General features: G+C 65.5%; 7 protein-coding genes. 3 read left to right on the top strand and 4 right to left on the bottom strand.

Annotated features, from left to right (window positions below; translation table 11 throughout):
- Positions 1-12 precede the first annotated feature (12 nt).
- From JFU04_RS10890 to JFU04_RS10880, 3 genes are all read right to left on the bottom strand, one after another.
- Complete coding sequence (locus JFU04_RS10890; protein WP_201144058.1) at positions 13-1,602, bottom strand: ShlB/FhaC/HecB family hemolysin secretion/activation protein; 1,590 nt, start codon at positions 1,600-1,602, stop codon at positions 13-15.
- A 59-nt stretch (positions 1,603-1,661) separates the two neighbouring features.
- Entirely contained in the window at positions 1,662-2,255 is a 594-nt protein-coding gene (locus JFU04_RS30615) for a transposase (protein WP_065905936.1), read from the bottom strand.
- A 286-nt stretch (positions 2,256-2,541) separates the two neighbouring features.
- Positions 2,542-3,015, bottom strand: coding sequence for an Lrp/AsnC family transcriptional regulator (locus tag JFU04_RS10880; RefSeq protein WP_065905934.1), 474 nt, complete (start codon positions 3,013-3,015; stop codon positions 2,542-2,544).
- Between the two features lie 157 nt (positions 3,016-3,172).
- On the opposite strand from JFU04_RS10880, the gene JFU04_RS10875 reads away from it, so the two are divergent.
- The 3 genes from JFU04_RS10875 to JFU04_RS10865 all read left to right on the top strand — a co-directional run bounded on the left by JFU04_RS10875 (position 3,173) and on the right by JFU04_RS10865 (position 8,340).
- A complete protein-coding gene (locus JFU04_RS10875) occupies positions 3,173-4,960 on the top strand; it encodes a tyrosinase family protein (protein WP_201144057.1) in 1,788 nt (595 codons plus the stop codon).
- Positions 4,957-6,690, top strand: coding sequence for a hypothetical protein (locus JFU04_RS10870; protein WP_201144056.1), 1,734 nt, complete (start codon positions 4,957-4,959; stop codon positions 6,688-6,690). Before JFU04_RS10875 ends, JFU04_RS10870 begins: the two co-directional genes overlap by 4 nt.
- Positions 6,691-6,756: 66 nt before the next feature.
- On the top strand, positions 6,757-8,340 hold the full coding sequence (locus JFU04_RS10865) for a hypothetical protein (protein WP_201144055.1): 1,584 nt from the start codon (positions 6,757-6,759) through the stop codon (positions 8,338-8,340).
- 181 nt (positions 8,341-8,521) lie between these two features.
- Here the strand turns inward: JFU04_RS10865 and JFU04_RS10860 are convergent, their stop codons facing one another.
- Positions 8,522-20,572 (bottom strand): filamentous hemagglutinin family protein, encoded by a 12,051-nt coding sequence (locus JFU04_RS10860; protein ID WP_201144054.1) that lies wholly within the window; start codon positions 20,570-20,572, stop codon positions 8,522-8,524.

Genomic DNA, 20,572 nt, shown 5'->3' with positions numbered 1-20,572 from the left:
CGGAAGAAAAAGTCAGAAAGTCGCCTGCACACTGAAGTGCAGTCGCGCGTCCTGTTTCTGGGTGTTCGGTCCATCGAGCAGCGGGTAGCCCCAATCCAGGCTGCCGGACAACCACTTGCTCAAACTGGCGCGGGTGCCGAGGCCGACACTGGCCAGGCTGTATTCGTCTTCCTGCTCGGGCAGCGGGTCGTGCAGGCGCATGCGCGCGCCTTCGGCGAACGCGTAGAAGCGCCACTCCTGCACGTAACTGCCAAGGAACTTGGCCAGGGACGGGGTGCGCAATTCCTGGGAGAGCAGATAGCCCTCATCCCCGGTGCGCTCGGCCGCCAGGTAGCCGCGCACCGAGGTGGCGCCGCCGGCGGAATATTGCTCGTTGGACACCAGCGGTCCCGAGGCCAGCTGGAAGCCGCCCTTGGTCGCCGACTGCCAGTCGTTGGCGAAGGTATAGGTGTAATTCAGGTCGCCCTTGAGCACCGCGAAACTCGCGCTGGCCTTGTAGCGCTTGTACTCGAACTCCTCGGCGTCGCTGCCGTAGCCGAAGAACGCGCGCGTGCCCACCACCAGACTCAGGCCGAGGCCCAATTGGGATTGCTCGGTGTAGCGATAGCCGTTGTAGCCAAAGGTCATCGGTGCGTATTTGAGGGGTACCTGGTCGCTGCTGGCGCCGAATTTCATCTGCTCGTCGAAGTCCTTGAAGTCGACCCCGAACGAGAACGAGTTGGCCCAGTTGCCCGTGGCCGGCAGGCTGTAGATTGCCGATACGCCGTAGGAATGCCCCTTGCCCAGCACGTTGCTGCCGCCGATGGTGGCGATGTTGCTGTCGGACTGGTAACCGGAGAACTGCAAGGCCCAGCGCTCATCCAGCGGCGCGGTGTAGGAGCCCGACCAGACCTTGGCGTTGTCGGTGTCCTGGGGCGCAGTGAAGTAGGTCAGGGAAATGCTGTGGCCCAGTTGCCACAGGTTGTCGTAGCCGACGGTCGCCACCGAGCGCAGCTTCTCGGTGTCGGCGCTGTAGTCGTTGTTCAGGCCGATATTGGCGTGCCAGGGGTTCTGGTCTTCGACCTGCAAATCCACGTCCATGGTGCCCGGGCGCTGGCCTTCGCGCACCAGCGGCGTGACCTGGCGCCCGGCGCCACGATTGAGCCCGGCCAACTGGGTTTGCACGGTGGCGAAGTCCGGCACCGCGCCCTCTTCCAGGGCCGGCACCTGCTCGCGGATTTCCACCGGCGAGTAATGTTTGGCGCCGACCACACGGACCCGGCCGACCTTGGTTTCGCTGACCTGCAGGTAGACGATGCCGTCATCGACTTTCTGCTCCGGCAACTCGACGAATACCGATTGATAGCCGCGCGCCTGGTAGATTTTTTGCAACGCGTCACGGGCGCCTTCGATATCGTCCAGGGTCTTTTGCGGGCCGAGAAACGGGTACACCGCCTCCTCGATCGTCGCCGCGTCGAGCACGGTATTGCCGCGCACGAAGTACTCGTTGACGTCGACCTTGCGCGCCGGGGCTTGCTCCCCCTCCTCGGCCCACGCCGGTTGCGCCAAGGCGCCCAGCGCCATGCAGCACAGCGCCAGCGTTGATTTGAACAGATGCTCCACACCGCCCCCTGACATTCTGATTATGTGCGCCGCCGCCGATGGCGCGACGTATGGCCAGCTCAATTACTGGCGATCGAGGTACTGCCGTGGCGTGCCAGCCAGGTGTGCAACAGCGCGAAGTTCAAGGAGAACTCCGGCGTGTGCAGCAAGGCGCCACAAAACACGTCACCGATGATTTTCTGGATGAGTTGCACCGCCCGCGGGTTGTTCAGCAGCGTGGCGATGTCGCGGGTCAGCGCGTGGATGCTCCAGACCTTCTGGTTCAGGTCCAGGCCGACGAACCAGCGGAACAGCAGGTTGTAGTTGAGCTGTTCATGCAATTGCTGCTCGCTGGGTACCGAATACAACAGTTGCAGCAGGAGGATCTGCAGCACCGTGTGCGGGGCGATCGACATCGGGGCTTCGGCCACCAGCCAGTCGCGATGCTGGTCGAGGATTTCATCGATCTGCGGGCGCAGCAACACCAGGGAATGGCCCGCCGGGATGAAGCTCGCGACTTCCTTCAAGGCGCCCTGCCAATCGTCCTGAGAGACGATCCACACCCACGGCGCGCCGTAGCGATACACCGAAACCGGCTTCTTGCGCGCCGCTTCGACGATCTTCGACAGGCGCTGGTCGAGCTCCTGCATGCCCACTTTCGAGTAACGTTCCATAGTTCCCATCGCCCCACTCCTGGCATCCTGCTTGCGGCTGAAAAGAACGCCTGTCTGGCGTCCTCAAGCGCGTTACACAGGAGAGACGGGAGTGGCCAAGGGCTACCGAACTTTTGTCATGAAAGCTTCATTTTTGCTTGAGTGGGTTACTGGGAAGGCTCGATCACGCATGCGCTTTTCTGTAGGAGCCGGCTTGCCGGCGATGCAGGCACCTCGGTGCAATCAGGTGATCCCATCGCTGGCAAGCCGGCTCCTGCACACGGTAGATCGGTTGTCTTCAAGGCCGCTAACCCGCAGGGAAGCCCACCCCTTGTAGGGGCAGTTCGTAGGATTTTTTAACCGTGCGTACCACCAACGTCGACGAATAAGTCCGAATCGGAATATCCCGGTAAGTCTCCAGAAACCGATAGATATACTCGGTGTATTCCGTCGCATCGCGAAACTTGGCAACCATCACAAAATCAAACTCGCCGGTCAGCAGGTAACAATCCTGAATCTCCGGGTGGCGGGTGAGGATGTGCTGCATCTTGCGGTCGATATCGTGGCTGTCCTTGTCCAGTTTGATCAGGAAAAACGCGGTCACCTGGATGCCCAGCTTGCGCTCGTCGAGCACCGCGACTTTTGCCTTGATAATCCCCACGCTTTCCATGCGGCGAATCCGCCGGTAACAACTGGTGGACGACAGCCCCACGCTGTCGCTCAACAACTCCAGGCTCTGGTCGCAATCCTTTTGCAACTTGCCCAGGATCTTCAAATCCATGGCGTCTGTCATCGGTTGTAAATCGTCCTTGAAAATTGCAATGAATCCGTCGCGAAGACGGGCCAATTTGCACAAATCCTGCGCAGCGGCTCGTTAACATCAATCCAGCTTAGCAGCCCAGCCAACACCTGGCCCGGGGCGGCATGAGAGGGATCTTATGATAGTCGCGAAACCGACATGGACCGCTGATATCCACGGCCTTTTCAGCGCCCCCTACTGGATACCGTCCGCCTCGCGCGCCGCCGTCGCCGCCACCTGGGCGGGCTGCATGAACGCCTACGACGTGTTCCTGGAAGACCCGGACTCGGTCAAGGCCTGGTCGCAGACCATTTACCAGCACCTCGCCTCGCGCAACATGCCGCTGACCACCGACCCACAGCAATTCTGGCCGATCGATGCGCTGGAAACCTTCCGCCTGTGGGTCAACCAGGGCTGGCGACTGGACGCCAGCTCGGCCTTTGACCCCGCCGAGCGCATCCCCCCACCGGCCCTGCCGCAGCCGGTCAAGCGCGTACGCCAGGACATCCGCGCCCTGAGCCCGGAGCAGTTGAACCTGTACCGCGCCCGCCTGGATGACGTGATGCACATCGGCGACCCGGACAGCGGCTCGCCCTGGCAGCGCTACGCCTACATCCACACCAACTGGTGCCTGCATTACCAGGAAGCGTTTGCCCTGTGGCATCGCGCCTACCTGCTGCACCTGGAAGCGCTGATCGACTGCGCGATTCCCTATTGGGACTGGATGGCCGCCGACGCCAGTGTCGATGGCAGCCCGCAGGCCGGGCTACCCCAGGCCTTCCTCGACGAGACCTACGTGCACCCGCACACCGGCGAAGTGCGGCGCAACCCTTTGCGCTATGCGGCGGCCAAGGACGGCTGCTCAAAAGTCTGCGCCAGCGCCAGCGTCGAGGGCGTGGACTGCCGCTATGTGCAGCGCAACCCGCTGTTCTACACCCAGGGCGAGGCGTTTCGTGTCGAGCGCACGCGCCTGTATGGCATGAGCCGGATCTTCCAGCAGCAAGTGCTGGATGCGCTCACCTTCACCACCTTCAGCCAGCCCCAGGGTGTGCCGGGGTATCCCTGGGCCAACATCACCACATTTGACCCGCCGCAGCCGGACAACCTGTACCCCAATCGCGCGCTGAATTTCGACGGGCTCTACGAGCAGCCGCACGACAACTATCACGGCTGGATCGGCGGCGACATGGCCGACAACGCCTACACCGCCTTCGACCCGGTGTTCTGCTCCTACCACGCCAATATCGACCGCATGCTCGAAGTGTGGATTCGCGCCAATCCGGCCGCGCAGTACACCACCCAGTGCCTGTTGCAGCCATTCGCCGGGCACCAGGCCGAAGAGGTCAGCTTCACCAGCGCGGATGCCTGGCGCTACACCACCCTGGGCGACATGGCCCAGGACAGCCGCCACATCGGCTACGACTACGGCACCCCGGTGGCGCCGCAGTTCGGTGCATCCAAAGCCTGCTGCGAGGCTCAGGCGACAGGGACCGGCCCGTGGGTGGTGTTCGACCATGTGCGCTGCACCCACGACACCTTCCTGATCGACGTCTTTCTCAATCAGCCAGACGCCACCGCACAGCACGTGAACGCAGACAACCCGCATTACGTCGGGCGTTTCAGCCGGATCGGCATGGGCCTGGTGGACGACAAGGGCCGCTGCATCACCCAGGGCGTGTCCCGTGCGCTGAATGCTGCGCGCAGCGTCAGGGCGCTGCACCTGGCGCCGACGGATGCCGCGCAGTTATCGCTGATCGTGACCCATCTCGAGAGTGGCCAGGTACTGACGCCCGATGCGTACGCGCCGCTGCCTGGCTTTATCGCGCAACTGGTGTGGGACGACCCACGCCAAACCACCGCCGGCCCCGCTGCGGGCGCCGGTTGCTGCTCCACGTCCCACCACACACCTGCTGGAGAACCGACATGAGCACGCCCTTCACCCAATTCACCTCCCCCGCCGAGCAGGCGCCCAAGGACTACAACAAGCTGGGCCTGGAAGACCAGCTGTCGACCTTCGAGACCAACTGGAACAACAACGTCACCGGCTGGACCCAGATGTCGGTCATCGGCAACCCCTGGTCCAACCTCAACGACGCGCCGCGCTCGGGCTACTACAACCCGATCGAAAGCGGCTACGGCACGCAGACGCCGATCACCATTACCTGGCAGCCGTTCCCCAACCGCCTGTGGACCTTCTTCTACAACAACGGCGCCGCCGTGGTGCCGCAGTTGAACGGCAAGGCCATGACCCTGGACCAGGTGATGGAACTCACCGACCACGGCCAGATTACCCTCGACGGCACACTGTTTTCATTGTACCCGGACCCGACCGCCACCCAGCTGCAGATCCCCAGCGTGCTGTGCAAATCAATCAACTGGAACGGTCCCTACGCCGACTTTTCGCCTTCGGGCCCACGGGGCTGGCTCGATGAATACTGCGAGTGGTCGATCACCCGCGACCCCGACGGCAATATGCGCAGCATCATGTTCACCAGCGAAAACCCGGCCTACTTCCTGACCATGTGGAACATCGATCCGAATGCCGTGCTGGGGCTGTACCAGGCGTATGTCGACCCGCAGGTGAAACTCGAGGACCTGTACCTGCGTTACACCGCCAACGGTCCGACCGGCAACGCCGGCGACCCGGTGATCGATGAAACCACCGGCCGCCCCGCCTACGACACCGTGAACAAATGGAACAGCGGCACCGTGCGCATCCCCGGCGTGTCGGGCGGTGCGATGCACCTGACCTCCGGGCCCAACACCCTGAGTGCCGAGATCTACCTGGCAGCCGCGGCCACCATCCTGCGGCCGATCCGCAGCAGCGCCAACCAGCAGAGCCTGATCTGCTGTGCCCAGTACGGGCAGAACTACCGCAATTCCGACCCGCACATCGGTTTCTCGGCCAACCAGGCGGCGGTGAACAACCTCATCTCGTTGACCAATCCGATCGGCCTGTACCTGCAACAACCCAAGTCCTTCAGCGGCTGGAAAGGCCCTCAAGGCCAGGATGTGAGCAGTTACTGGCGCGTGACCCGTGGCACCGCCGGCACCGGCCCGAACAACTCCGACCAGATCCTGCAAGCGGTCTTCGAGGTGCCGCAAAGCGCCGGGTTCTCGATCAACGACATCACCATCAATGGCACGCCGATCAATTACGTGTGGGTCATCGCCGATCAACTGGATGTGGCCCTCAGCGTGACGCCGGCGCCCCTCACCGCCACGCCCGAAGCCTGCGAATGTGTCGCGGCGAACAACACCGATACGCAACCCTGGCCCGTGCAGTTGCTGCCGCTGGACCTGTTCTACGGCCAGTCCCCCAGCGACTTGCCGGCCAGTTTTGCCCCCGGCACCTCGGCGCAGTTCGTGCTGGTGGTGCAAGGCGCCGACCCGCAGACCACGGTCGCCGACGCGCGGGTGCAGTTCTCCAACCCGGGAATCACCGCCCAGATCACGCAGTTCCTGCCGGACGCCTCGGCTATCCCGGGGCAAACCGACAGCGGCGGCACCCAGGGCTACATCATGACCGTCACGGTCAGCAGCAGCGCCGCGCCGGGACTGGTCAGCGTGCGTGCGCTGAACCCGAGCGAAGCCGCCAACCCCAGTGCCACCCAGCACCCGTGGGAAAGCGGCCTGGCCCTGGTGCCCGGCGCCTGACTGCCTGCGGCCGCCGCTGCCTGGCAGGGGTGGCCGCCCCCTGAGACTTGAGCAAGGAATGCGATCATGAACGGATGGCCTAGCCCGCTGCGCCGGGCACGCTTGAGTGTGTTCTGCTGGATAACCTGCGCCCTGCTGCTGGCCCCACCCGCGGCCAGCGCCGCAACGGACGCCCAGAGCTGCGTCAGCCAACTGGTGTTCGATCCCACCAGTGGCGGCTTCCTGCCGGTGAACAATTTCGGCACCGAGCAGGACTTTCTCAATTGTTTCGGCTGGCAGCTGTTTATCGCCATGAACTGGTCGGTCAACCCCGGCTGGCCCGCCAACCCGAGCCTGGCCGGCGAGCCGGACACGCAAAGCAGCGCGGCCCAGTTCGGCGTGCCGCCCACGCCCGGCCAGCCGATGAGCAACGCCCCGGTGTGGGCCAGCTACAAGGATGCCAGCGATATCTTCCTGCCCGGCGCGGCCAAGCCGTCCGGCTGGGGTGTAGAAACCCTGGTGCCGTCCAATTGCAGCGCCTCCAGCAACCTCAAGGCGTTTGCCAGCGGCGCGCGCAAATTCATCACCGCCACCTCGGAAAGCGCCATTAACCGCAAGCATCGCTTTCACCTGTCCAGCGGCACCCAGGTGACCCTGCCGGATTCGATCATGGAAGCCTCCGGCGGCTGGCTGACGGACCAGGCGGGCAACCTGGTGTTTTTCGAGCGCAAGGTCGGCAAGGCCGAGTTCGACTACATCGTCAATAACGGCCTGTACGATGCAGCCAACCAGCTGATCGTGGCGCAGAACAGCGACAACCGGCACCCCGCCGGCCTGTCACTGCCGGCAGGCAAGCTGGTGCGCGAACTGCCGGCCAAGGCCCTGCCCCAGGAAGAACTCGGCGCCCTGGAACTCAAGGCCGCCTGGCGCGTGCTCACCAACAAGCCCGAGCTGTACGGGCGCTACCTCACCACCGTGGCCTGGCTGCAACGCCCCGACACCCTGCAGTGCACCCAGGAAGTGGTGGGGCTGGTGGGCCTGCATATCATCAACAAGACCCAGACGCAGCCGAACTTCATCTGGAGCACGTTCGAGCAGGTCGACAATGTGCCCGATGGCGGCGCCGCACCGCCGGATGGCTACAGCTTCAACAACCCGGCCTGCACCGGCGCGGCCTGCACACCCAATGTGGCGCGCGTGCAATGCGACGCCAGCCATACCCCGCCCAACTGCACGCCACTGGAGCAGCCGGTGCAGGCCACGCGGGTGAACGCCACGCCCCAGGACCTGCAGGCGCTGAACACGGCGGTGCAGCAGACCTTTGCCGAGAAAACCCAGGGCCAATCGGTGTTCCAGTACTACAAACTGGTGAATGTGCTGTGGTCGAAGACGCCCAATGCCCCCAACGACCCGGGGCCGGGGCCGAACGTGAAGACGCCGCTGTCCTACGGGCCGTATGTCAGCGATCAGAATGGGGTGGTGGCCAACACGACCCTGGAGACCTACGTGCAGAACGACAACTGCAATGCCTGTCACCAGTACGCGGCGATTGCCGGCACCTCGGGGCTGGCCTCGGATTTTTCGTTTCTGTTCGGCAATGCCGACTCAGCGAAGAACACTCGGCTGATCAAGCGCGTGGAGGCATTCAAGACCCTCAAGGACAATCCATAGGCGACGCAGGTGCCTCTGCAGGCGCCGGCTTGCCGGCGATGCAGGCACCTCGGTACATCAGGCACACCCAGGTGATGCCATCTCAGGCAAGCCAGCACCCTACACAGGTCCGGGCAGCAGCCAAAAAAACGGGGCGATCATTGATCGCCCCAAAGGTACATCGAGAGGTCCTTCTGTAAATCTACAAACTGATCTGCTTGCGCTCCTCGTCGGTCAAGCGGGCCCGCGCCTGTTCACTCAGCGGCCCCGCGCCCAGGACCTGCACCGGGCTGTTGGGGTTGTAGCCCGAGGTCTTCTGCGCGGGCGCCGGTTCTTGCGGCAAGGGCTCGCTGCCCAGGCTCAACACTTCCACGGTCATGATCGACGGCCGGCCCTGCTTGGCCGCTGTCTGCTGGCTGCGCGCCGCGTCTTCCGCCGCCTGGGACGCCGCCGCCCCTGCCGCGCTGGCCGAACTCATGGCCCCGGTGTTGACGGTGGCCGACACCGGCACCCCGGACGACTTGCCCTGGGTCTGGATGTTGGCCGCGTTCACCACGTGCAAGGCAGCGATGTTGACGTTGCCCGACACCCGAATGCCCGCCTCGCCCGCATCGATGGTGCCCATCGGCGCAATCAGGTCGATATCCCCCGCCGGCACTTCCGGGATCGGGTTGAGCGTGGCGATCCCCGCACCGGTACTCGGCACCGATGGTGACAGGCCGACGTTGCCCCAGTTGTCATAGACACGCTTGGGCGGCGTGTACACGACGGTGGTCTTGGAGCCCCGACCGGCGTTGATGTCGCCTTCGCTGGTCCAGCCCATGATCGAGCCGCCGAAGGTGGTCATGATGCGGCTCTGGCCCAGCAGGATGCTGCCCAGGGAATACAGCTGGATATCGCCGGCCCCCTGGGTGATCACACCGGCGGTGGACGGCGGTGCGGCGCCTTCGATGCCAAAGGTCTGGCTGCCGCCCGGCGTGAGCATCTGGATCGAACCACCGAAGTTGGTGTGCACGCCCGCGCCGCCGAACAGGGTGATATCGCCCTTGTAGGTGAGCGGATTGCCGGCCACGTCCTTGTCCGGGAACAGTGCCGCAATCGCCGCGCGGCCACGCAGGTAGCTGCCCTGGCGCACGCTGCCGTCCTGGTTGTACTCGCGGCCGGCGGCCTTGAGTTCGGCGAAGTACACGTCGCGGGCAAACACTCGTTGTTGCTCGGCCGGCAGGCTGGCGTAGTAGGCGCGGGCCTGCTCGCTGTTGCCGACAAACCCGAAGCGCTCGGCCAGCCAGCCGACCAGTTCGTTTTCGTAGGTCTTGGCCACCTTGGCGCCCTGCAACGACTCGCCCGGTTGCGCCAGGTTGGCGGGGTTCAGGTACGGTTCGACGAAGCGGCGGTAATCCGGGCCGTTGGCGCCGACGCCGGCTTGCATCACGATGCTCGCGCCGGGGCGTGTGTCGCCCGCCGCCACAGCGCCCAGGCTGGTGATACCGACCTTGTCGTCCATCAGGATATTGCGACCGGCGCTCACTTCCAGATTGCCGGGGCCGGCGACGTTGAAGCTGCTGTAGAGGATGTCGCGACCGGCGCTGACGATGGAGATATCGGTGGGGCTGTTGTGCACGAACAGGTTGCCGGCGAAGGTGTAGCTACCGGTACTGTCGTCGCCACCGCTGGCCCCTGCCAGGCCGGTACCGCTGCTGACGATATCGCGCCCGGCCCGCATCCAGACCGGGCCTGCGCCTTCAAAATAGGTTTGCCCAAGACGCGGATCGTCGGCGGTGGTCATCGTCAGCGTACGCCCACTGTTGACCCCCAGCAGATCCCCCGTCATTGCATAGAAACGCGCGGGCTCCAGGGCATCCCCCCATTGGGTGCTGGCGGTGTTTGGACCAAAGGCAAACAGTGGGAACGAAATGCCCAGCCTGGCAACGTTGGCGTCGGTGGAAACGTTGCCGCTGCCCACGTCCGCTCGCCCGCCGATAAAGCCCTGGAAGGCCGGGTGCAGGATGCTCGCCAAGGTGTCCGGCGCCGCACTGGAACGGCTGATGGTCAGGTCGCCGCCATAGATCGAATCCCCCGCCAGCAGTTGCAACTGGCCGTTGGTCGACGGCGCCAATACCAGCGCCTTGAGCGGCGGCAATACGTTCGTGTTCAACGTCGAAGCGCGGCCGTAGTACAGGCTGCCGTTGGCCGCGACTGCACGCAGCGTCGCTGGATACACCGCCGCCAGATCCGACTCGGCGGTATCGGTCAGCGGCGTGAGATTGCCCCCGGCGGAGAACAGGTCGATGGCCGTACGGTCGGTCCACAGGCTGAACCAGCTCTGCCCAACGCCACTGACGCCATTATTCTCATACGCCAGGACATTCATCTGCGGCGCGCGCCCCGGATCGGCCACGTCCTGCAGCACCAGGTCCCCACGCGTAGACAAATTGAAGGTCGCATCCCCCGGCAGCAAGCTCCAGCCCCCGGTCGCGGCCGCAGACGTCGAGCGGCTCGGGTCGTAGGCGCGGATTTCGCTGGGGCTTTGATCCTTGGGTTGGCTGCCGTAGCGCAACGTCAGGCTACCCAGGGCGCCGCCCGTCATCTGTACATGCCCGCGCAGGTCGACCACCGCACCATTGAGATGCTCCAGCGCGATCTGGCTGCCAGGGTTGACCGCCCCGCCCACCCGCACGTTCAAGTCACCGCCCCCGGTGAGTTGCAGGCTGCCATCGGCCGCGACCCGCCCGGTGCTGCCTACCGCCAGCACCAGGCCCGTGCTGCGCGGGCTGACGTTGGCGGCCACGTAGCCCGTCAGCGGTTTGAGCATCCCCGCATCGCCACCGACCTCGACATTCAGGTTGCCGCCGCCCAGGGTGCCGAACCCGGTGAAGCCCACCATCCGGTCCGCGAGGCCCGCGACGGGCACCATCGCGCCAAAGTTAATCCACCATGCGGTGGATTGCGCCTGGCTCCCGCTCAAGCCGTTGCCCTGGCGCCACAGCCAATTGCCGACGTTGGCCGAATCCACCTCGCCATCGGTCGTCACCGGACGCCCGCCCGTGGAGCGCGCCTTGCTGGTTATGTTGCCGGTCAGGTTACCGCCGACCTTCAACAACAGGTTGCCGCCCCCCTCCGGGAACCAGGCGCCCGCCGGGCTGCCGGCTGTGGCGGTCGTGGCACTGCCGGCGGTGTAGACGCCGAACAGCGATTCCATGCTCAAATCCCCGCCGGCCAGCAACTCCAGGTCCGCCGCACCGGTGCGGATCACGCTGAAACGCGTGCTGCCGCCGACGATCTTGCTCGGGCCAAACACGCCGTAATGGCTGTCGGCCAGGCGCAGGTTACCGGCCTGCGGCTGCGGTTGCAGCGCTCGGCTATCGGCTGCCTGGGTGTCGGCACCGGCCACCAGGCGCATCGACCAGGCCTCGGAGCCCGCGGGCAGCATCGGCGCCGCCGCCCACAACTTGCCTTGCCCATCCGCCCCTGGTACACGCAGTTGCACCGAGGTGGCATTGCCCGGCAACTTGACGTTGGTGCCCACCGGCAACAACGCGCCACGGGGCAGCGGCTTGGTGCCATTGAGGATCACCGTCGCGGTGCTGCCCAATACTCCCGGCAACGGCACTCCCGCAGGCCAGGTCATGATGCGCACACTGGTGAGGCTGACCAGCACGGTGCCGGCGTCCAGGATGCTGCCCGCCGGCAAGCTCACGCGCTGGGTCAATATCGTACCCGCCGGGTACAGCACGGTCCCCGCGGCATTACGCACCGCGCCCGCCAACACGGTACCGGCCGGCAGTGCCAGGGTCGCATTGAGGGTCGCCGCCGCCGGCAAGCGGGTGCCGGCCGGCAGGCTGCGGGCCTTGATCGAGATGTCGAAGTTGAGGGCCACGCCGCCGGGGAACGTAGTGCCGTCCGCCAGCGTCACGCCGTTGCCAGGCACCACCACCGTGCCACCGGTGAAGTCGACACCGGCGCGCAGTACCCAGCCGTTGTCATCCGCAGTCGCGGCCGGCGCTGCAAAGCCATCGTTGATACTGCCGTAGATATTCAGGTCGCCACCGGCGCGCAGGGTCAGGCTGCCGGCCTCGGTCGGCTGGGTCGACTTGAGGCTGGCGTAGCGATACCCGGACAGATTCAGGTCGCCTTGCACGACCAGGTCGCCGTCAGCGCTGTTGCTGACGATTTCCACACCGGGGCGCAAGTGGAAGGTATCGCCGTAGGTCGCGTTGTTCAGGCCGGCCAGCTTGGTCTGCGTCAGGTTGGTATTGCTCAGCGCCGCATTGATGTAGGTGGTGCTTAACGCATGCAGGTCATCCAGGTATTGCTGGGTGACGACTTGATACGGCCGGCCGGTGGCCGTGGTGTCGGTGCCGACCGGCGCATCGGTGTAGGTGGCCATGCCGTTGAGGGCAATCGAACGTGCCCCCTGGATCGTCAGGCGCCCACTGGCGTCGATGGCGATGTCATTGGCGCCCACGCGGGGCGCATTCAGTTCCAGGGTGCCCCGGTTGCGTCCGTCATTGCCGGTGGCGGTTTCGGTGCCATGGCGCAGGTCGATGCGCATCCCGTCAGCCAGGGTCAACTGGCCAGTGCCCGACCCCAGGACCACGCTGGCGCGGTTCGGCGAATCGATGATCTTGCCGTAACTGTCGACGCGCAATTGCGTGCCATGGGCGTCGAGCACCGCCGTGCCGGCCAGCGTCAGGCCGTTCTTGCCGGCCAGGTTGATGTTGCCGACGCGTTCGCCGCTGGCGTCCACTCGGCCGGTGACCAGCAGGCTGCCATTGTCCACCGAGACATTGACGGTATTGGCCTTGAGACCATCGCCAATCGTCAGGTCGCCCTGCTTGAGCTGGAAGCTGCGCGCACCAAACACCTGGCCCTGGTTGAGGCGCTGGTTGAGGGCCGCGAACCGCTCGCTCAGGCTGCCGCTGCCGCCCAGGTGCTGGGCCTGGATCTCCACCGCGCCGGCCAGGTACGGCACCAGCGTGCCGCCGGCATCGTAGTAGCCGCTGCTGCCGGCGAGGATCTTGCCCGCGAGGTCGACGGTGCCCGCCGCGTCGCTCACCGCCACGGCGCGCAGCTTGCCCGCCTGGTTGAAGGTGGCCGAGAGGTCGATGGTCGAGCCCGTGGCCTGCCGCACACTGCCCGCGCTGCTTTGCAGCACCACGTCGCCGCCCGCGCTGTATTTGGTCAGGTCGTCGAACACGATGGCGCGACCGGACACATCAATCGAGGCGTTGTCGGTCAGCACCACATCACCACGGGCGCCCAGGGTCACCTTGCCGCTGGGCAGTACCACCGCGCTGGCCAGGCGCAGGCTGTCGCCCTGCAGCGACAACTCGCCGCCAAGCCCCTCCACCTTGCCCACCGGCCCCGACGAGGCGCTGACATCAATGGCGCCACCGGCGGTGATCTTGTTCACCGAGCCGGCTTCGCCGGTCATCAGTGGCGTGAGGATATTGAGGTTACCGCCACTGTAGGCAAAGCCCTTGATCGCGTCGTAGGCGCCCTGGCTCTGGTACACCGAGAGGCTGCCCTTGTGGTTGGCGGTGATGCGCTCGCTGGCATTCAGGTTGACGTTGGCAAAGCCCAGCGCCAGGCGGTTCAAGGTGGCGGTGGTGCTGGCCTGGGCGAACTCGCCATAGCCGAACGTAATGCGCTCGGCGTTGATGTCCAGGCGCCCGCTGCCGGTGCCGGCACCGCCAGCCACCACAGTGCCGGGGGCTGCCTCGGCGCCCTGCCAGATCAGGTTGGCGGTGTGGATGGTCGCCACATCATTCGCGCCTCCCGCGCCGTAGATCGCCGGGGTGGAGAGCATCAGGTTGTTCAACAGGGACTTGCCCGTGACCGCGTCGTAGGTGTCGAGGGTGGTCGATCCGTAGAAATTGAAGCTGTCGCGTGCCGACAGTTGCAGGGTCTCCAGGGCCGGGGCGCCAAACTGGGTGTCGCCGCGCAGCAGGCGGTCGAGTACTTGCTGGGTGAGGGTCAGGCCCGCCGGCAGGCGATTGGCCGCGGCAGCGTCAGCCAGGGCCTGCGGGCTGCCGACGTTGATGCTGGCGACGCCGAGGTTGAGGTGCCGGGTGCCGTAACGCACCTCGTCGCCCATCAGCAGGGTCTTGTCAGTCAAGGCGACGATGCTGCCCTCGGAGTAGAGAGCGGTTTGCCCGCTGCAAGGGTCGCTGGCACACGTGCCCAGCTTGATCCCGCCGCTGCTGCTACCCGCGGGCGCACTGACCACATTGAGCAACCCATTGGAGACCGCGAGCATATTGCCCACGCTGTAGACAAAACCATCACGTGCGTCATAGCTGGCCTTGCCGCGCCCGATCGTATTGATCGACGCGCCCTGCTCCACCACGATTTCCCCGTCAGCACTCAAGAGGAATACTTCCGGCGCGGCCAACGTCGCCCCCGTACGCAGGGTGACCGAACCGCTGGGCATATTCGCCAGGTTGATGTAGCCACCGTTCTGGCCATACGAGACCTGGGTCATGCCGCCAATCATCAGGCGTGCGGCACCCAGGGCATTGAGGCTCGCCGCATCCACGGTGACGCCAGCGAAATCCGGCGTGGCCGCATTGCCTGCCGCCACCACTTCGATTTCGCTGTTGTCCATGTTGAGCACCGCCACGGTACCGGCGTAACCGCCGGCAGCCGCATCGAAACGGCCGATCCCCTGGAACGAGAAGGCATCTGCACCGGCCCCCGGCCGCAAGGCCAGCTCCAGGGTCTTGGCGTCCCGCTCGAGCATCGCCCGAGGCACGCCGAGCCTGGCGGCGTCGGCCACCGCGAACTGCGCATAACTGGTTTCGTTGTACTGGGAATAACGGCGCAAGGTATCGGCCGACGTGAGGATCAACTGGCTGGCAATGCTGTTGCTGATCCCGGTATTGGCGATGGACAGCCGCCCCGCAGTCGACCACGAGCCGTTGCGCATGTGCTGGGTCGGCCCCACGCCTGCGGCCCCGGCCAAGCCGTTGATTTCGACTCGGAACGCGCCGGGCATCAAGGCATACGTCGACGGCATCAGGGTATAGGTGCCCGCCGCGAGCCCCGGCACCCCTGCGCCGATCGTGATTTGCTGGCCGATCAACGGGTCGACCGCGCCGCCCTCCGGCGCCACGGGTGCGTAGCCGGGCTGCACGCCGGGCACAATCGCGTAGACCGGGTTGGTGCCCAGGCCCGGCAGCACAAAACCGCCGTTGGCCCCGATCTGCATCAACGGGTTGTAGCGGGCGTCGGTAGAACCGCCGCGCCCGGAAATAAACCCGGCGCCGAGTAACTCGCCGCCGCCGGACAGGTCCACAGTGGCCTCAGGCAGCACCGCCACCGACTCACCGCCGAGGACCACGCCGACCTGCAGGCCACCGTTCAACGTCGGTATCCCGCCCTGCCCGAGGAACGTCACGGTCTTGCCGTTGTATTGATAGATCTGGCCATCCACCGTACCGCCGTAGGGCAGCACCAGGCCCCTGCCGCTCACCGAGGTCAGGCTGCCCGGCAGCAGTTCAACTTTGCTGGAGCCCAGGCTGCCGATCTCAATCAGCCCCAGCGGCGCACGCACCACCCCGCCCTGCTTGATGGTCGGGCCACCCAGTTGCAGGCGACCGAACGCCGAGTACGGCACGCCAGCGGTGCTGTTGCCGGTACGGGCAATGGTGAGGGTGCGTGTCGGGTCGTAGTTGTATCCCGTGGTGTCATTGTCAGCGTCCAGATAGCCCGCCATCACCCTCGCGCCGACCTCAGTCGCCGGGTACAGCTGCGCCGCGCGCAAGGTCATATCACCGCGCGTCATCAGTTGCGTGCTGATGCCGGTAGCGATCACATCCGCACCCGCCCCCACCAGAAACCGCAGGTCGCCCTGGCTGGTCAGTTGCACATCATCGAAGCCGCGACGGTCGATACTCACCTGACTGCTATCGCTCAGGGTCAGGTCACTCTTGTTGCTGAACAGCACATTGCCACGCACATCGACCAGGTTGCCGGAGGCATTGAACAGCGCCTGGCTGTCACGTTGAGACATGCCGCTGGTCAACACCGGATGCAGGTATTGTTGTTTGTTGGGGTCCAGCGGCGCGAGGATGCCCGCCAGCAGCAGGTAAGGCGCCGACAGGTTGATACGGGAATTGGCGGCCGCCGTTTCAGTCAGCCCCATGGCACCGCTGTACAGGCGCAGGCTCTGGCCCATGTTCAGCGACACATCACCGTCAAAACTCAGCAGGCCATTGCTGAGCAAGGCCAGGTTGTCAAAACCGCCGGCACGCACCTGGTCCACGCCCAGCGCGCCATGGCCGTACTCCAGGCTGGCGGCGGCCGCGTCGGCGCTGCCCGGCAATGCGCTGCCCTGGTGGGCTTGGCTGAGCACCAGTTCACGGACGTTAAGCACACGGTCGGTCACGGCGCTCATGGCGTAGTACGGGCTTTCCAGCGCCAGCGACAAGCTGCCGCCCGCCGCCCCTGCACCACCGGCACGCGCTACAAAGCTGCCATCCAGGTACAGGCCGTTGTTGGACGCAAAGCTGATGCGGCCGCCATTGCTTGCCACCTGCACCCGGCCCTGGCCCGGGATATCCAGGGCCGCCTGCGTACCGGAGGCGTCCAGGCGGGCGCCGTCGCGCACCACCACAAACAGGTCGCTGGCCTTGGCAATCCCGGTGGCCAGGTCGATGTCGCCGCCAATACTGATGGTGCCGCCATTGCGGACCTGGCCGTAGACACTGCCGCGATTGCTCACTGCCGTGACGGCCCGCGAGGCGACGTCGATCAGCGCGTTTTCGCCGACCCAGATCGAACGACCGTGGCCGCCAGCATTGACCAGTTCGGAAGCCGGAACCGTCAAGCCGCCCAGGCTGACACTGCCGCCCCAGGCGTTCAGGGTGCCGTCGAGGGTCAACTGGCCGACGCTGCGCAGGTTGATGCCCTGGCCAGGGTCGACGTTGATCACCGCCCCCTTGCCCACATTCAGCGAGGTCGTCGCCAGTTCGGCCGCCGTGGATTCCTGATGCCCTGCCGTCAAGGTCAGGTTGGCGCCGCGCCGTTGCGTCAACACGCCCTTGGTGGCGTCTTCCTGATACAGCGCCGGTGTCCAGCGCTCCAGGGCCGTGGCCGGGTCGCTGCCCGTGGGGCTGGCGGAGGTCTGCTCGCCCAGGCGATAGACCGGCGTGGTCACATCCACGCGCGTGCCGTCGGTGACCAGCAAACCTTCGTTGCCGGTGATGTCATAGGCCGAGAAGCCCTTGTTGAAGAAATCGCCCGCCAGTTTCAGTGTGTCGGCGGTCGGTGCGGTGGCGCTGTCGCCGATCTGCACCTTGCGTGCCTGCAACGCCAGGGTGCCGCCGCCGTTGACGCCATAGCCACGGATTTCACCGTCCAGGGCCAGGTTGCCGAGGGCGCCTACGGTCACGTCACCGCCCTTGCCGCCGACGAGCTTGCCGTCGAGGCCAAGGCTGCCACCGGAGGATGCATCCACCACGCTGCCGGCTGCCAGGTGCACATTGCCGGTGCTGCGCAACGACACCTTGCCGCCGTTCACCGAGGCCACGCCGCCCACGTCGGCAGGGTCCAGCAGCAGGTTGTTCCAGCGTCCGCTGGTGTCGAGCCTGACGCCGGCGGCCACGTCGAGGCGGCCGTTGCCCGCCAGGATCGTATCGCCGACCGCCCCCGCCTTGAGCGGGTCGACCTGGCTGAGGATATTGCCCGCATTGAGACTGCCACCATGGGCCGTGAGGTCGGCATTGATGGCTACGCCCGGCCCGAACAGGGTGATGTCGCCCCCGTCCACCACCTTCAGCGCGCCATTCACGGTGATCTGCCGGGTGGCGCCAACCTTGACCGCGCCCAACTGGTAGCCATTGAGCTGGTCACTGTCGAGCACCAGCGTGCCTTGGCGATCCGCCGGCAAGGCGGTGCTGAGGTCGAGGCCATCGGCAATCTTCTGCGTATTGCTGTCGATCAGGACCTGGTCGGTGCTGCCGCTGAGGGCATAGCGCAAAGTGCCGGTGGTCTTGTTATAGATCGGGATGTATTGGCCAATGATCAGTTGCGCGCGCTGGGCCCGGGCCTTCTGCGATTGCTGGTAGCCATCGAGGTTGATGTTCGGCGCCTGGGTCTGGCGGTCGCCCTGGAACACGTCGCTGATCAACTGGCCTTCGAGCACCGCGCTGGTGGTGCCGACCACCAGCTTGCCGGCGTCGCGTCCCACGGTATAACCGGCCTCGTAGCGGCGCTGTGGCGCGATCAGCGGGTTGTAGTAGTACTCGGTCTGGCCCCAGCGTGCGCTGGTGTCTTCATAGCCTTTGTAGAAACCCGAATAAAGAATGTCGCCCGGCGCCCTGGAGACTCCATACAGGCGGCCATTAGGGCCCTTGAGCCAGGTCTGCTGGATATAACCGGCCTGCACATCCACGGTGCCGCCGGACAGGTTGATCTGCGCGCCCTGCTGCGTCACCACCTCCTTGCCGGTAAAGGTCACGGTGCCGCCCTGGGCCATCCATTCACCCACCGAGTGGCCCTGGGTGCCGAGGTAGCCGCCGACTTCCAGCAAGCCGCCAGCGGTATACCAGCGGTCTGTGGCATAGCCGTTGGTGCCCGCCGGCACAAACACCAGCTCACGCAGGTCGACCCACACATCGTTGTTGATCAACTGGCCGCCATCGCGGTTGACCGGCGCATCGCGCTGCTCGTTACCCTGCACGTTGATCTTGATGTTGTTGGATTCCATCGACACCTTGACGCCGACGGCACCCGACACATCGATCATCGCGCCGTCGCGCACCAGGCTGCGCCCAGCGGCGCTGACCGCGACCTGGCCACCGGTGGCGAGGGTGATCGAGCCTTTCTGGAAGTCCACGGTGCCGCCGCTGACGATCTCGATCCGTGACTGGTCGGTGCGGTCGGCCACCGCGCTGAGATTGTTGAACGCGCCGGTGACCAGGTTGGCGGGCGTGCCATCAAGGTTGACCAGGCCATTGCCTTTCTGGCTGTTGAGCGCGGTGCTGCCGCTGCTGTCCAGCAGGATCGCAGTGGTGCTGCCCTCGCCCAGGGTCACGCTGCCGGAGGTGTCGGTGGCGGCGTTGAGCAAATGGACCGTGCCGCGGGTGTCCACCGAGGTGCTGGCCAGGACCACGCCATTTTGCTGCACCTGGTGCCCGGTCAGCGTGATGTCGCCGGTGGAGGCCATGATCAAGCCGCTGTTGGTGACCTTGCCGGCGCTGCTGCCGGCGTTGAGGCTGGTCGCCACTTCATTGCCACGGGTGGTCGAGCGGTCATTGCCGGTAGTGCCGACGCCCTTGCGGATGTAAAAACTGTCGCCGGCCGCCAGCGTGGCCTGGCCCTTGGCGGTGTTGATAGTGCCGGCGTTTTCCACCTCTGTGCCGAGCAGCAAGGCATAGCCGCCGGCATCGGTGGAGGTGGCCGGGCTGTGGGTCTGGATCAGTGCACCGCGCTGGACCTCGACCTTGCCCGCCGCATCGGTGAAGGTCGGTTGGGTGCCGGTGGCGTCCACGTAAATGCCACGTTGAGTGAATTGCTCATCGGTGATGTTCGCGGCGGCGGCCACCAGGTTGCGCACGTTGACCTGGCTGGTACCGCTGAAGACCACGCCGTTGCGGTTCATGATCATCACTGTGCCGGCGCCGGTGATCTGGCCCTGGATCTCGCTGGGGCGCGCGTTGGGGTCGTTGACGCGGTTGAGCACCGCCCAACTGGCCTGCTGCTGGAAATCCACGGTGGTGTTGCGCCCGACGTTGAAGGTCTCCCAGTTGAGGATCGCCTTGTCGGCGGTCTGCTCGATGGTCACCGTGGTCTTGCCGCCGGCCTGGCTCTGCACCGGGCCCTTGGCGTTGGTCCAGCCCTGGGTGAGGCTGTTATCGACCTGCAGGCCGCCCTTGCCCAGGCCATCGGGAACGGTCGAGACCTGGCCGAAGGCAGCCTGGCGCCCTGCCGCCTGCGCCGCTTGTTGCGCCGCAATCGCCGCGACGCTGGTGTTGAGCGTGCTGATCGAGCGCGACAACTGCTGCTTGACCCGCGCCTGCTGGTTCAGCGATGGAATCCCCGGCACCTGGCCCGCCCCGGTGCGCGCCGCCGTCGCCGCCTGGGACGCGCCCTTGTCGGCAAACCAGCCGGAACTGAAGGCTGTGGCCGCCTGGGCGTTGCCCGCCACCATCAACAGGGCAATGGCCTGGGCCAGCGGTTTGAGGCGCAGGATCGTCTGGGCGCTCTGGCCTTGGGCAGTGCGGTTTACCGGTGATTTGCAGCGGACCAT

The sequence above is a fragment of the Pseudomonas sp. TH21 genome (assembly GCF_016651025.1).
GTDB lineage: Bacteria > Pseudomonadota > Gammaproteobacteria > Pseudomonadales > Pseudomonadaceae > Aquipseudomonas > Aquipseudomonas aylmerensis.
This window is presented reverse-complemented; position numbering and strand designations above follow the sequence as displayed.